The 14,897-nt window shown below is 67.7% G+C and carries 8 protein-coding genes and 1 tRNA gene; 6 read left to right on the top strand and 3 right to left on the bottom strand.

Annotated features, from left to right (window positions below; translation table 11 throughout):
- Positions 1-57: 57 nt before the first annotated feature.
- Positions 58-831: an MJ0042-type zinc finger domain-containing protein gene (locus tag FBR43_RS13610; protein WP_136943612.1), complete on the top strand. Its 774-nt coding sequence runs from the start codon at positions 58-60 to the stop codon at positions 829-831.
- Here FBR43_RS13610 and FBR43_RS13605 read toward each other — a convergent pair.
- Positions 803-2,152 (bottom strand): MATE family efflux transporter, encoded by a 1,350-nt coding sequence (locus FBR43_RS13605; protein WP_249276600.1) that lies wholly within the window; start codon positions 2,150-2,152, stop codon positions 803-805. The genes FBR43_RS13610 and FBR43_RS13605 overlap by 29 nt on opposite strands.
- 130 nt (positions 2,153-2,282) lie before the next feature.
- On the opposite strand from FBR43_RS13605, the gene FBR43_RS13600 reads away from it, so the two are divergent.
- A tRNA-Leu gene (locus tag FBR43_RS13600) sits at positions 2,283-2,369 on the top strand.
- Positions 2,370-2,502: 133 nt separating this feature from the next.
- On the opposite strand, the gene FBR43_RS13595 is transcribed toward FBR43_RS13600, so the two are convergent.
- Positions 2,503-4,173: a DUF885 family protein gene (locus FBR43_RS13595; RefSeq protein WP_169542619.1), complete on the bottom strand. Its 1,671-nt coding sequence runs from the start codon at positions 4,171-4,173 to the stop codon at positions 2,503-2,505.
- 235 nt (positions 4,174-4,408) lie between these two features.
- Between FBR43_RS13595 and FBR43_RS13590 the strand changes: the two genes are divergently transcribed.
- The 3 genes from FBR43_RS13590 to FBR43_RS13580 all read left to right on the top strand — a co-directional run bounded on the left by FBR43_RS13590 (position 4,409) and on the right by FBR43_RS13580 (position 10,668).
- Positions 4,409-6,280 carry a gamma-glutamyltransferase family protein gene (locus FBR43_RS13590; RefSeq protein WP_136943610.1) on the top strand — a complete coding sequence of 624 codons (1,872 nt, stop codon included), beginning with the start codon at positions 4,409-4,411 and terminating at the stop codon, positions 6,278-6,280.
- Between the two features lie 357 nt (positions 6,281-6,637).
- Positions 6,638-9,898: a glycosyl hydrolase gene (locus tag FBR43_RS13585; protein WP_169542618.1), complete on the top strand. Its 3,261-nt coding sequence runs from the start codon at positions 6,638-6,640 to the stop codon at positions 9,896-9,898.
- A gap of 56 nt (positions 9,899-9,954) precedes the next feature.
- On the top strand, positions 9,955-10,668 hold the full coding sequence (locus FBR43_RS13580) for a 2OG-Fe(II) oxygenase (protein WP_249276599.1): 714 nt from the start codon (positions 9,955-9,957) through the stop codon (positions 10,666-10,668).
- 43 nt (positions 10,669-10,711) lie between these two features.
- Here FBR43_RS13580 and FBR43_RS13575 read toward each other — a convergent pair whose 3' ends face one another.
- The gene (locus FBR43_RS13575; protein WP_169542617.1) at positions 10,712-11,239 is read right to left on the bottom strand and encodes a hypothetical protein; all 528 of its coding nucleotides are present in this window, start codon (positions 11,237-11,239) and stop codon (positions 10,712-10,714) included.
- A gap of 224 nt (positions 11,240-11,463) precedes the next feature.
- On the opposite strand from FBR43_RS13575, the gene FBR43_RS13570 reads away from it, so the two are divergent.
- Positions 11,464-14,487, top strand: coding sequence for a TonB-dependent receptor domain-containing protein (locus FBR43_RS13570; protein ID WP_169542616.1), 3,024 nt, complete (start codon positions 11,464-11,466; stop codon positions 14,485-14,487).
- Positions 14,488-14,897: the final 410 nt, after the last annotated feature.

Genomic DNA, 14,897 nt, shown 5'->3' with positions numbered 1-14,897 from the left:
GATGTTTAGATTCGTACCGGCCGATCCGGGTCGAGTAGCCCATTTGAAGTTGCGCCGATGATCCTCGAATGCACCCAATGCCGTACGCGCTATGTCGTGCCCGATTCCTCGATCGGCGCCGACGGGCGCACGGTGCGCTGCGCCAAGTGCAAGCATAGCTGGTTCCAGCCGCCGGCGCTGGTGCATCAGCCGGTGCCCGATGCCGCGCCGGCAGTGCCTGCCTCGCCGCAGGAGGTTCCCGCGGAAGCCCCGCCCGTCGCCGCTCCCGCCGCGCCGCCGGTTTCGAGCGCCGCGCCGGCACCGGCTGCGCCGCCGCCCGAGCGCGTGTTCAGCTATGTCGATCCCGATATCGACAAGCCGCGTTTCGACGCCTTTGCGCATCGCCCGCCGTTCCAGCCACGGCGCAACCCCGCGCGCCGCTGGACCGCGGCAGCGATGGTGGCGGGCGTATCGATGCTGCTCGGCATCGGTGCGATCCTGTATTCGGGTGCGCCGGGCATCGCAGCACAGCTGGGCCTGCCGCTGGGCGAGGCGCAGACGCCGCTGCGCTTCGCCGAACAGTCGATCGCGCGCGAGTTCCTGCAGAGCGGCGCCGAGTTGTTCGTCGTCTCGGGCCGCGTCGCCAATCCGAGCGGCACAATGCAGCGCGTGCCCGACATCCGCGCCGAGCTGCGCGACCCGCAGGGCCGCATTGTCTACAGCTGGACGATCACGCCCAAGGCACGCTCGCTCGCGCCCAATGCGAGCATCGACTTTTCGAGCGGCAAGCTCGACGTGCCGGCCAATTCGAAGCGGCTCGAGCTCAGCTTCGCAGGCGATGCGGGCGGCTGATCCACCACAGGCGTAGCCCGCCGAGCAGTGCCGCCGCCACCATCCCCGCCGCCGACGCCCAGACAAGCGCAAGCGGGCCATGGCCCGCGCGCACCAGCCACCAGCCGGACAAGCCGGTGAGCAGGAAGAAGGCTAGGATGCCGTTGATCCCGGCCGCCACCTGATCGCCGAGCGAGCGCAGCGCGTAGACGAACACCACCTGCACGCCATCGAACAGGATGAACGGCGCCCAGGCGACGAGCATCGCGACGCCGATCGCCTCGACGGCATCGATCGAGGGGAAGGCCGCGACGATAGCGGGAGCGGCGGCGAGGATGCCAATTGCGAGCACGCCGGTGAGCACTGCCGCCAGCGCCGCCGCCAGCCATGCGCGCCCCGCCGCTTCGCCGGGCAGCCCTTCGCCCACCGCATTGCCGACGCGCACGCCGGCGGCCGACCCCAGCCCGAGCGCGATCCCGAAGGTGACGTTGTGGACCGAGAACACGATCTGGAAGGCATGCGCGGTGGCAGTGCCGAGCTGCGTCGACAAGGCGATGAGGATCGAGAAGCCGGCAAGCTCGAGGCCCGAGGCGATGGCAGGCACCAGCCCGAAGCGCGCGAGGCGCAGCACGCCCATCGGGCGCAGGCCGGCAAGCGTGCGCACCCCGCGCTCGCGCGCGCGCGGAAGCGTGAAGGCGGCATAGAGCATCGCCGCGGCGCCGGCCCACGAAGCCGTGGCGGTGGCGGCGGCCGCCCCCACCGCGCCCCAGGCAGGAAAGCCCAGATGCCCGCCCGACCATGCCCAGGCGAGCAACGCGTTGAGTGGCAGCACCGAAAGCTGCACCACCATCACGCGACGCGGCCGGCTGACACCTTCGAGGAAGAAACTGGCGGCGATGCTCGCGAGTTGTGCGGGATAGGCGAGCGCCATCGCCTGCACCACGCGCGCCGCCGCCGGCGCGATGGCCGGATCGACGCCGACACCGAGCAGCATGGGCTGCGCGAAGGCGAACAGCACGCCGCCGCTCAGGAAGCCCAGCACCAGCCCCAGCGCCAGCCCCTCATGCAGCACGCGGCCGGTCTCGCGCAGGTCGCCGGCGCCATCGGCGCGCGACACGAACACGAGCACGCCCGAAAGCCAGCCAAGCACGACGACGATGCCGATATAGGTGATCGCGCGGCTGGCGGCGAGCGCGGCCACTTCGTCGACGCCCGTCAGCCCCACCACCACCACGTCGGTGATATGCAGGATCGTCCAGTTGAGGCTGGTGAGCATCACCGGCCAGGCGAGCGCCATCAGGCGGCGAATCTCCTGGGTTGCGGAAGCGCGGGCGGCGGTCATGGCCGCGCGGCTCTAGCGGCTCGGCGCGCCGCCCGATAGCGCCCGCGAAACGCCGGTTGCACGGCTGCGATTCGGCTGCTAGGGGCACCCGCCTACCGGCCGGGGGTTCATATCCTTTCGGACATCATGTGCGGTCGTGGCGGAACTGGTAGACGCGCAACGTTGAGGTCGTTGTGGGCGAAAGCCCGTGGAAGTTCGAGTCTTCTCGACCGCACCACACAGTCTGATGAATCTGACAATCCTCGCCTTCGGGCGCCGCGCCCCGCGCAGCATTGAACGGGCGTTCGCCCGCTCCGGCGACCCGGAATCCTGGCTGCCTGGCGCTTCGCTGTTACGGGTTGGCCGACGGCCTAATCCTCGAACATCAGCCGGCGGATCTGTTTGAAGGGAAGGTCGCCATAGGTCAGCAGCGTGTCGTGAAATCGCTTCATCGAATAATGCTCGCCCATGCGGCGCTTATATTCGTCACGCAGCTTCACAATCGCGCGCTCGCCGATGATCTCGCGCCCGGGCGATGCCGGCGTCTGTGAATCGCGCTGAACCTCGATGAGGGCATTGGTCGGCTCCATGCCGATCTTCTCGACATAGGCGGTGACCGCCTCGTCGAACGTCATTTCCCCCTTGGCCATGCGCAGCTTGGTGAGGATGCGCTGTACCCGCCACATGCGCATCTGCCGCCGCGCCATCAGCGTCTTCAACTCCTCCATATAGGGCAGCGTCTTGTAATAGCCTTCCTCCTCCATCAGCCGTTCGAGGTAGAAGGACCAGGCCTGGCTGAAATAGGCGCTGCGGAAGGCGCGCCGCATCGGCCGGGTGGCATGCTCGTTCCGGGCGGCGATCTGCACATTGTGGCCGAGCCATTCGTGATACGAGATCACGTGCGTCCAATAGGGGTTATACGCCTTGATGCGGCTCGCGCGCTCGGCGGGCGTGAGGATGTCTTCGAGCGGGGTCAGGATGTAATAGCCCGATTGCCGCCCCGCGATGGTGGGGCCGCCCGTGGCGCCGCCGAACGACAGGATCCGCCGCGACATCGGCGGCGAGAGCCGTGCGCCGTAATCGATATAGTCGGGGATGGTGACGATGTGCGCGCCCGGTCCCCTCAGCCACGCGCTCATCATGTCGACATAGCGCTGCGCCATCGGGATCACATGCTCCCATGGCGGCGCCTCGCTCTTCATCACTTCCCAGGCGGTGCGCAGGTCTCCGCTCGGATGGATCTGGCGCGCCAGTTCGCGCATCTCGCCCAGAAGGATCCGCTCCTCCTCCTCGGCGATGCGCAGCATGTCGTCTACCTTGTATTCGTCGAGCTGCTCCTGAACCAACTGGTAGAATTCGATCTCCTCGGGCTTCCAGGCCGGAGAGCGCGTCGAGCGCGGCAGCAGGTCGTTCTTGAGCCAGCGCTCGAAACCGTCGACTGCCGCAAGCGCCTCGCCTGCCGCCGCCACAAGCTCGCGCTTCAGATCGGGGCTGTCGACGATTGCGTTCGGAACCTCGTCTCGCAGCAGAAGCCGGGCGTAATAAGCCTGGTAGATCGCGTTCTCGGTCCAGGTGCGCGCCGGGTTCCTGAGGTTCTGCCGCGCGCGCGACAACACTGCCGGCAGCCGCCGCAATTCGCCGACGGCCTTCTCGACCGCGCTGTCGGGCAGCGCGCCGGGACGCAGAAACAGCCGGTTGGTCTGCTCGAGCGCGAACACCGAGGCGGGGTTCACTTCGTGCAGACGCAGCGTCTCGATCTCGAACAAGCGCGTCCGCACATGCGCGACGAGGAGTTCGTGGTCGACCTGATCGTCGAGGCTCAGCCGATCGCGGTCGATCGCCTTCGCCTTGTCGAGCACGGCCCGGTACGCGGCAGCCGCCGCTTCGTGTTGCGGCGTTCCCGGTTCGCCTTCGCCGATCGCCAGCGCCTCCTCGATCACGGCTGCAAGCGTCGACGCGTTCGGCGAGCCCTGTGCGCTGGCGGGCAATGGCGCGAGATTGAGGACGCAGAGCAGGGCGAGGCAAAAGAGCAATCGGAACATCGGCTGTGAGATCCCCCCGGGCACGCGAGGCATGTTGCACGGCTCGCGAGCGCATGAGGCTATTGCCGGGGCAGTGGATGTCAATGCGCGACCGCGCACGCCGGTCAGGGGCTTATGCGATCACGCAACTTGCGCTGGATCGTCGCGATCGTTCCCTCAGCCGGGCTTTGCCCTCCACCGCATTGCGTTAGCCGCCGTCGCAAGACACTAAGGTGGTCATCGAGGAGCTTGTCCCATGGATCGCCGCACCTTTATCGCCACGCTGCCTGCCGCTGCCGTCGCCGCTCCGTTGTCGGCGCAGCAGGGTCGGCCGAGCCCCGAACCGGCGATACCTGCGCCCGGTCAGGGCGGCGCGCCGGCGCCGGCGGACCAACGCCTGCCGGGTCGCTGGGTAGAAGGGGAAGCGCGGTTCGTGCGGCCCGATGTGCGCGCCGGCGATCGCCCGGTCGGCGCGAGCTTCGCGTCGCGCACCGCGGTGTACGGCATGTCGGGCGCGGCAGGCACGGCGCATCCGCTGGCGACGCAGGCGGGGATCGACATCCTGCGGCGCGGCGGCTCGGCGGTGGATGCGGCGATCGCGATCAACGCGTGCCTGGGATTCCTCGAGCCGACCTCGTGCGGCATCGGCGGCGACTGCTACGTCATGCTGTGGGATCCGCGCGCGCGTGAAGTCATGGGCATCGCCGGGTCGGGCGCATCGCCGCGAGGCCTGAGTCTGGAAACGGTTCGCGCGCGCGCGAAAGGTGGCGTGCTGCCGCCACTCGGCGCAGTGACGGTATCGGTGCCCGGCACGGTCGACTGCTGGTGGGAACTCCATCGCCGGTACGGCAAGCTACCCTGGGCGGCGCTGTTCGAACCCGCCATCGCCTATGCCGAGGGCGGCGCGCCGGTGCCCGATATCGTCAGCTATTACATGCAGCGCAGCATTGCCGCGTTCCGGCGATCGGACTCGGGCATCGAGGAAGTCGCCAACGCGCTCAGCACCTTTGCGCCGAACGGCGAGGCGCCGGGCTTCGGTCAGGTGTTCCGCAACCCCGATCTGGCGCAGACCTACCGCCTGATCGCGCGTGGTGGACGCGACGCCTTCTACCGCGGCGAGATCGCCGAGCGCATCGACCGGTATTTCCGGCGGATCGGCGGCTGGCTGCGTGCCGACGACCTTGCGCGCCACCGGTCGGAATGGGTCAAGCCCTATGCCACCGACTATCGCGGCGTCACCGTGCATGCGCTTGGCGCGAACACGCAGGGTCTGGCGACGTTGCAGATGCTCAACATGCTCGAGCGGTTCGACCTTCGCGGCGCGGGCTTCCAGTCGGCGCGGTCGATCCATCTTCAGGCCGAGGCCAAGCGGCTCGCCTACGAGGATCGCGCCCGCTATTATGCCGATCCCAACTTCGCGCGTGTGCCTGCCGACTGGCTCGTGTCCAAGGACTATGCCGCCGAACGTGCCCGGCTGATCCGGCCCGACCGAATCAATCCGCGCGTGACGCCGGGCCGGGCGCCGGCAAGGGGCGACACCACTTATCTCGCGACCGCCGACCGTGACGGGATGATGGTGTCGATGATCCAGTCCAACTTCCGCGGCATGGGATCGGGGCTGGTCGCCGACGGGCTGGGCTTCATGTTCCAGGACCGCGGCCAGCTGTTCACGCTGCAGGACGGCCATCCCAACATCTATGCGCCCGGAAAGCGGCCCTTCCAGACGATCATTCCGGGCTTCGCCACGCGCGACGGCGAGCCCTGGATGAGCTTCGGCGTGATCGGCGGCGACATGCAGCCGCAGGGCCAGGCGCAGATCATCGTCAACCGCGTCGACTACGGCCTCGACGTGCAGTCGGCGGGCGACAGCCCCCGCTGGCACCATGAGGGGTCCTCGCAATCGATGGGCGAGGACGGGCCGGACCTGCCGCCAACGGGGCTGTTGCGCCTGGAAAGCGGAGTCCCCGACGCCACCCGCGCGGCGCTTGCGAGCATGGGCTGGACGATCGGCGAGCCCGACGGCAGCTTCGGACGCTATCAAGCGGTCGAGCGGCGGAAGGACGGCGCGGCGACGGTGTGGGCGGCGGCCAGCGAAATGCGCGCCGACGGCTGCGCGCTGGCCTATTAGGTCGCGCATCGCGTTGCGGCGGGTGCACGCAATCGTCCTTCCGAACGCAAATTACGTACGCGTACAGCCATGGCCCGGCGCTGGCGCGATATCTCGTTTGCCAATTGAAGCTCACGGCGAATCGCAAGCGCTCTCATTCGGCGCTGGTCTGGACCGGCTCGGTAATGCGTCGCGCAGAGCGTTCTGCCTGTCACCCGCCGACGGCGCAGCGCCAATCAATACCCGAAGTGCTGGGCGATCCTTCCCGACGACGCGAAATGCAGATTGCCACGTCAGGTTTACGAGGCAACATTGCGAACATATAGTCGCACAGCGAACGTGACCGCGCCTCTTTTCCTTACCTCCGCGAAAGCCAGCATGCTCCAGTCGAATCGCTTCTCCGCCCGGTCGGCCACCGCGATGCTTTGCGGCGCGGGGCTGGCGCTCCTCGTCCTGGCGCCGGTCGCCGGAGTCCACGCCCAGACGCCGCCCGCGCCCGCTCCGGCTCCGACGCCCGCACCCGCGCCTGCCGTCGCGCCTGCCGTCGATCCCGCGCTCTACGACGGCCTGTCATACCGCATGGTGGGACCGTTCCGCGGCGGTCGCTCGACCGCCGTGGCCGGTATCGCCGAGCAGCCCAACACCTTCTTCATGGGCACCACCGGCGGCGGTGTGTGGAAGACCGACGACGCCGGCGGCCACTGGACCAACGTCACCGACGGTTTCCTCGACATCGGCAACATCGGCGCGATCGACGTGGCCGACAGCGACCCGAACATCATCTATGTCGGCACCGGCTCAGCCTCGATCCGCGGCAACAGCTCGATCGGGCGCGGCGTGTGGAAGTCCACCGACGGGGGCGCGACGTGGCGCTACCTCGGGCTTCCGGAATCGGGTGCCATCGGCAAGCTGCTGGTGCATCCCACCAACCCGGACGTGGTCTATGTCGCCGCGCTGGGCCACCCCTTCGGCCGGAACCGCGAACGCGGCGTCTATCGCACGCGCGACGGCGGCGCGACGTGGGAGCATGTGCTGTTCCTCAACGACGGCACCGGCGCGGTGACGCTCTCGATGAGCCCTGACAACCCCGACGAGATCTACGCCGGCATGTCGCGCATCGAGCGCAAGCCGTGGACGATGATCTCCGGCAGCCCCGAGGGCGGGGTGTACCGGAGCACCAACGGCGGAACGTCGTGGAGCAAGCTTGCCGGCGGTCTTCCGACGGGGCTCGTCGGCAAGGTGGGGGTGACGGTGTCGCCGGCCGATCCGAAGCGCATATGGGCGCTGGTGGAAGCGGAGCCGGGCGGCGGGCTCTACCGCTCGGACGATCGCGGCGCGACCTGGACGCTGGTCAACACCGAAACGAAGGTGCGCGGGCGGCCCTGGTACTATGGGCACGTGCGCGCCGACCCGGTCAATCCCGACATCGTGTACGTGATGAACGTGCCGCTGCTGCGCTCGACCGACGGCGGAAAGACGTTCAAGGACATACCGTTGCCGCATGGCGACGTGCACGACATCTGGATCAACCCGCGCGATCCAGAAATCTTCGGCGTGTCGAACGACGGCGGTACGGTGGTGACGGTCAACAACGGTCGCACCTTCTCGTCGGTATACAACCAGCCCACTGCCGAGCTGTACGACGTGCAGGTCGACAATCAGGTGCCGTACCGGCTGTACGGATCGCAGCAGGACAATTCGAGCATCAGCGTGCCGCATCGGCGCCTGCACAATTCGCTGCGGCCGCAGCAGGAATGGGGCTATGCCGCCGGCTGCGAAACGGGACCCGTAGCGCTGCACCCCGACCATCCCGACATCGTGTTCGGCGGCTGTTACGGCGGCGAGATCAACCGGCTGGACCTGCGCAACGATACGCGGGTGAGCGTTACCGTTTATCCGGAAGCGATGGCACTCGCGCCGCGCGACAAGATTAACCGGTGGCAGTGGCTGGCGCCAATCGTGGTAAGCCCGCACGACCCGGCCACCGTGTATCAGGCCAGCCAGTATCTGTATCGCAGCCGCGACCGCGGCGAGAGCTGGACGCGCATCTCGCCCGACCTGACGACGAACGACAAGCGCTACCAGGCGTGGCCTGGCGAGCCGATCACCGCCGACAACCCCAACGGGGCGGAGACCTTCACCACGATCCTTGCGGTGACGCCGTCACCGCACGACGCGCGCACGATCTGGGTGGGCACCGACGACGGCCGTGTGCAGATCACGCGCGACGACGGCAAGCGCTGGACCGACATCACGCCGCCAGCGTTGCCGCCGCTGACGACCGTCAATCGCATCGAGGTGTCGCCGCATGCGCCCGGCCGAGCCTATGTGGCCGCGCACCGCTACCGCCTCGACGATTTTACCCCGTTCATCTTCCGCACCGACGATTATGGCGTGACGTGGACGCGGATCGCCGATGGCAGCAACGGCATCCCCGCCAACCACCCGGTCCGTGTGGTGCGCGAGGACGATGCACGGCGCGGGCTGCTGTATGCGGGCACCGAGTTCGGACTGTTCGTGTCGTTCGACGACGGCGCGCGGTGGCAGCCGCTCCAGCTCAACCTTCCGGCGACGCCCGTGATGGACCTCAAGGTGCATCGCGGTGATCTGGCGGTAGCCACGCAGGGGCGCTCGTTCTGGGTCCTCGATGATCTGGGGCCGCTGCGCGAACTGGCTGTCGACGCTTCGCGCCGTGAAGCGCGGCTCTATGCGCCGCGTCCTGCCGCGCGCGGCGTGGGAGGCCTGCCGCTTCGCGAAGTCGACCTGGTGCTGCCCGACGACCTGCCGCACGGAGCGCTGATCCATTATGTGCTCGCCAGCGAAGTCCCGGATGCGACGGTCGAGATTCTCGATGCGCGCGGTGCCGTCGTGCGCCGCTTCAGCCGCGCGGATGCGGCAGCCGGGGCGACGGCGCCGGCGGAGGCCGACGCAAAGGACGGCGCGAAGGACAATTCTCCAGGCACGACACCCGGGTTCCACCGCATCGTATGGGACCTGCGTGGCGACGGCCCGATGGTGCTGGGCAAGGACGGCAAGATCGCACCAGGCGGGCAGGGCGTTAAGGTTGCGCCGGGACGCTATACTGTTCGGCTCAACGCCGGGTCGGTGGTGGAGACGCGTCCGCTGATCGTCACCGGCAATCCGCGCGCGCCCGATATCTCGCAGGCCGATTATGACGCGCAATATGCGATGGCGACGGCGGTGCGCGACACCATTACCGAGATGAACCGCGTGCTGGCCGAAATACGCACGCTGCGCAGGGCCGTGGCGGCTCCGCCGGCTACCCCTGCCGCGCCGACGGCCGCTCTCAGCCCTGCGGCTGCTGCGCTCGACGCCGCGCTGTTCGCGGTCGAGGCGGCGATCGTGCCGGTGCCCGCAGCCGGCGAACGCGGCGTGCCCGCCGGCCTGAACGCGCAGTATGACACGCTCTACAGCACGCTCGTGACCGATGGCGGGTACGGCAGCGGAAGTGCCGAGGGTCGCCCGACCGCGAGCCGCTACCAGCGCAAGGCCGACCTCGACAAGCAGTGGAAGGCGGTGCGGGCGCGGCTGGAGGCACTCGCCGACGAGGAGCTCGAGCGTTACAACGCCGAAGCGCGGCAACGCGGCGCCGCCGAGCTAAACCTGTCCTCGGTCTAGTCGCTGGCCTTCGCACGACACAGCCGCTTGCGATTGGGACGGAGGGATATGAAGCGATGCTGCCACGGCTGATGCTCAATCCCTCGCTGGACGTGGCTGCGCTCGCGGCGCGTTTCGCGTCGGCGGGGCGCGTGCAGATCGCCGAGTTCCTGGCGCCCGGAATCGCGGAGGCCTGGCATGCACATCTGGCAGCGCGCGACGACTGGCTGCGCGTCATCAACGCCGGCGACACCGTGTACGAACTCGGCCGGGCGGCGCAGGCGGCGCTGACACCCGAGGCTTCGGCGCAGCTCGAGGCGGGGGTCTATGCCGGCGCGCGCGCGGGCTTTCAGTATCGCTTCTGTTCGATCCGCGTTCCCGATGATCCCGAGCGCCGCGCGACGAGCACCGATCCGCTCGCCGCTTTCGCGACGTTCATGTCGGAAGGGCCGGTACAGGCGGTGTTGCACAAGATCACCGGCGCAGGCGCGATACGTTTCGCCGATGCGCAGGCGACTGCCTATCATCCGGGCGACTTTCTGACCGCACATGATGACGCGGTGACGGGCAAGGCGCGTCACGCGGCCTATGTGTTCGGCCTCACGCCGCTATGGCGCCCCGAATGGGGCGGGCTGCTGCTCTTTCACGACGATAGGCGGGTGCATGACGGCTTCGTGCCGGCGCTCAACACGCTCAACCTGTTCCGGGTGCCGCAATCGCACAGCGTGTCGGAAGTCACCCGCGCGGCGCCGGGCCCGCGCTACGCCATCACCGGGTGGTTGCGCGGGTAGTTACTGCGGTGAGCGCCGCACCACTGGCGAGTGAATAGCGGCCTCAGCCCGTGCGTTGCGCGCGAACGGCCCGAGCGTGGGCGATCTTGACGAAATACCCTCCCATCGACGCCTTCTTGATCGTCAGCGTCTCGCCCGCCTTGGGGGTGCGTGCCGCCCATGGCTCGGTAGTGGTCCAGCGCGCGCCATCGGCGAGGGTGAAGCTCATATAGCCATTGCCCAGCAGCGCCGCGCTCTTGATCGCGACCTCGATCTCGTCGACCTCCTCGGCGCTGTCAGGCCCTTCGCTGCCGAACAGCTTGATCCGCGGAAGCGAGAAACCGAACAGCGAGCGCCGCGTCTTCTTGACCTCGGCCTCGTCGACGACGACCACCTCGCGACGTCGGCTCGCATCGACCAGCCGCCGCGCGCCGGCGTCGAGGCAGGCGAGCCGCTCGGCATCGGCAGTAACCGCAAGACATTGTGATAGCGCTTCAATAAGCGGAGAGGAGCTTTCGCGATCCTGTGCGCTAACGGTGCCCGGCAGTGCCATCAATCCTGCCGCTACGAACAATCCAGAACCGATCCGCACCCCAATCCCCTTTCCCTATAGGCAGGCTTCCCGGTCGCCGCCGTGAAGTCGCAGGTCAATGCGGCTCTGTTGCTTCTGGCGACATCTTTGAGGCGCTCAAAACAACAGACGACATCTAGCGTTGCGACGTGCGCCGATCAACGCAAGAGTGGCCGCATCGGCGCAAAGCCGAGAGGTCCAGGGGCGATCCGCAAGAACGGTCGCGTAACCAGGGGGATTAAATGATGAAGCCAGTTTACCGCGGGCGACTGCTCGCTTCGACGCTCTTGATTTCGTGCGCTGCATTCGCCGCGCCGGCGGCTGCGCAGACCGTGTCGGGCAGCGCCGACGACGTGTCGATCGCGCAGGATGACGCGACCGAATCGCAGACCAGCTCGGAGATCGTGGTCACCGGTTCGCGCCTCGCGCGCCCCGATATCGAGTCGGCCGCACCGGTCGCCGTGGTCGGCGCCGAGGAAATCGCGCTGCAATCGGGTTCGGCGAACATCGAGAACGTGCTGAACGATCTGCCGCAGGTCACTGCCACCACGTCATCGACGTCGAACAATCCGGGCGGCGGCGTGGCCACGGTGAACCTTCGCGCACTGGGTGCGTCGCGCACGCTGACGCTGGTCGACGGCAAGCGCTACGTCTCTTACGACGTGACGCAGCAGGTCGACCTCAACACGATTCCGGCGGCGCTGGTCGAGCGCGTCGACGTGGTGACGGGCGGCCGTTCGGCGGTCTACGGTTCGGACGCGATCGCGGGCGTCGTCAACTTCATCCTCAAGAAGGATTTCCAGGGCATCGACCTGCAGTCCCAGTACAATGTCAGCGAGCGCGGCGACGCGCAGATCTGGGACGTCAACGCGACGATCGGCGCCAATGTGGAAGACGGCCGCGGCAACGCGACGGTGCATGTCGGCTACCTCAAGCGTTCGGGTACTTTCGCCGGGGCGCGTGACTTCGGCATCAACGCGCTGACCAACCTCGGCGGCAATCCGCCGACGATCATCAACGGCGGCTCGGGCTTCGTGCCGCAGACGCGCGTGGTCCAGCCGGGACTCGGTGCCCTGCTCGGGTTTGGGACCGATTCGCTCGATTTCAACCCCGACGGCAGCCTTGGCCCGTACGTGCCGACCGACGCCTACAACTTCCAGCCGATCAACTACCTTCAGGTGCCGCAGGAGCGCTTCCTCGTTTCGGCGCAGGCGCATTACGAGGTTACCGAGGCGATCGTGCCGTACATCTCGGCACAGTTCATCAACAACCGCGTGACGCAGGAGCTCGCCCCCACGCCGATCGGCAACACCGTCGCGTTCGGCCAGTCGGCGAACGGCGTTCTCGGTGGGCTCACCGTCCAGACCAATTCGCCGTTCCTGGCGCCGTCGGTCCGCGCGGCCTTCCAGGCGCTCGACGCGGCGGAAACCAACGCGGCGACCCGCAACAACGGCTATATCACCGTGCCGAGCTTCTCTTCGCGCACGCTCGCGCTCGGGCCGCGTCGCGGTGAAGACGACCGCAACGCCTACCGCATCATGGCGGGTCTGCGCGGCGACCTGGGCGGCGGCTGGAGCTATGACGGCTCGTACATGTACGCCCGCACCAAGAACGCGCAGCGGCAGAGCGGCAACGTTGCGCTCTCCAACTTCCTGGCCGCGACCAACAATTCGTTCCAGAACCCCACGACCGGCGCTATCTCGCCGTTTCCGTTCGCCGACGTCCCGAACGGCGGCGTGCTGGTCTGTACCGATCCGGCCGCACGGGCTGCCGGGTGCGTTCCGGCGAACATCTTCGGCCTGAACAACATCTCGCCCGAGGCGATCGAGTATCTGGGGATCGGCGCGACCAATCTGCAGGAATACACGACCGAGCACGCGATCATCGCGCTGACCAACCCACGCCTGCTCGACTTCGGCACGGGTCCGGTCGGGCTCGCGATCGGCGGCGAGTGGCGCCGCGAGGCGGGCAGCGTCACACCGGACACGTTCCTGGCATCGGGCAATGTCGCGGGCTTCAACCCCGGCCAGCCGACCGCCGGTGCGTACACCGTCAAGGAGGCGTTCGCCGAGGTCAACATCCCGCTGGCGAACAACACGTTCGTCCACCTGGCCGAGTTGAACCTCGCCGGCCGCGTATCCGATTATTCGAACGCGCCGGGCACGGTGTACACCTACGCGATCAACGGCATCTTCGCGCCGGTGCGCGACCTGACGCTGCGTGGCCAGTACAGCCGCGCAATTCGCGGTCCGAGCGTGAACGAGCTGTTCCTCGGCAACACCGTCTCGGCAGCGGTCAACATCGACGGCTGCGGCGCCGCCTCCGCAGCGCCGGGCGGTTCGCTCAACGCGTTCTGTATCGCGCAGGGCGTGCCGGCGGCGGTGCTTGCCGACCCGGTGGCGCGCGAAGCGCTCAGCAACCCCGTCATCACCGCGCCGACGACGTTCCTCGGCGGCAACCCGAACCTGCGCGAGGAGACGGCAACGACCTGGACGGTGGGCGGCGTGTTCGCGCCGACCTTCCTGCGCGGCTTCACAGCGACGGTCGACTATTACAACATCGAGATCGAGGACTATATCTCGCGCATCGGCACCGCGAACATCGGCGCCGCCTGCTTCGAGCAGCAGCTCCAGAACTTCTGTTCGCTGCTCACGCGCAACTCGCTCGGACAGCTCGAGCGCATCAACGATCTCAACGCGAACTCGGGCGGGTTGAAGACGACCGGCATCGACGTTGGGGTCAACTACACCCACCGGCCCGAAAGTCTGTTCGGGATCGAGGGCGGCTCGATCGGCTTCAGCTTCCAGGGCTCGCGCCTGCTGTCGTACGATTACACGCCGGTGCTCGGCCTCGACATCGTGCGTGAGTGCGCCGGCCGCTACGGTCTGTTCTGCACCCCCGCCAGCGCCGGCAACGTCGCCGGTGTGCCGCTGCCGAAGTGGCGCCACAACGCGCGGCTTTCGCTCGGCAGCGAAATGGCCCGTGCCTCGCTGCAGTGGCGTTATCTCGGCTCGGTGCGCGACAGCCAGGATGCGGTGATCTATGCCGTCGAGCGGCTGCCCGAGATGAACTATTTCGACCTCACCTTCGGCTTCTCGCCGACCGAGACGTTCGACCTCAACTTCGGCGTCGCCAACCTGACCGACAAGCAGCCGCCGCTGCTGCCGGGCAGCCAGTCGGGTGGTTCGGGCGAGCAGAACAACACCTTCCCGTCGGTGTACGACGTGATCGGCCGGTCGTTCTTCGTCAGCACGCGCGTGCGCTTCTGATCCCGAAGACGATTGGCAAAGAGGGGGGAGCGGTCGCGAGACCGCTCCCCTTTTTTGTTGCCGGGCGATGCCCCGGCACGCGGGCGGAAAGACTTGCGTTGAACGCGCAATAGATTGCGTTGTCGGGCGCGCGGGCGGTCGCGAGCGAGCGGTTTGCCGTGCGACGGAGGCCGTCGGAAGTGCGCGTATCCTGTCTGGTCCGCGGATTAATATAACAAAAGCAGAGGCTTAAGATTTCACGTCACGTGAAAGCCGGGGCGTTCGGTTGTGGCGGGTCCGCTTCGTCGCAGCGCCGTGCGGATCGCGTGGCGTGCCAGCCCGCGGTTGCTCCCTTGACACCAGGGCAGGGCTACCGACAGATTGCGGAAATTGCCTGAGAAATTGTGGCGGTGGTTCCGTAGTAATGCGTG

It is taken from the genome of Sphingomonas baiyangensis (assembly GCF_005144715.1).
Lineage (GTDB): Bacteria > Pseudomonadota > Alphaproteobacteria > Sphingomonadales > Sphingomonadaceae > Sphingomonas > Sphingomonas baiyangensis.
Note: the sequence above shows the minus strand (reverse complement) of the source record. Positions and strands in the feature narration are given on the sequence as shown.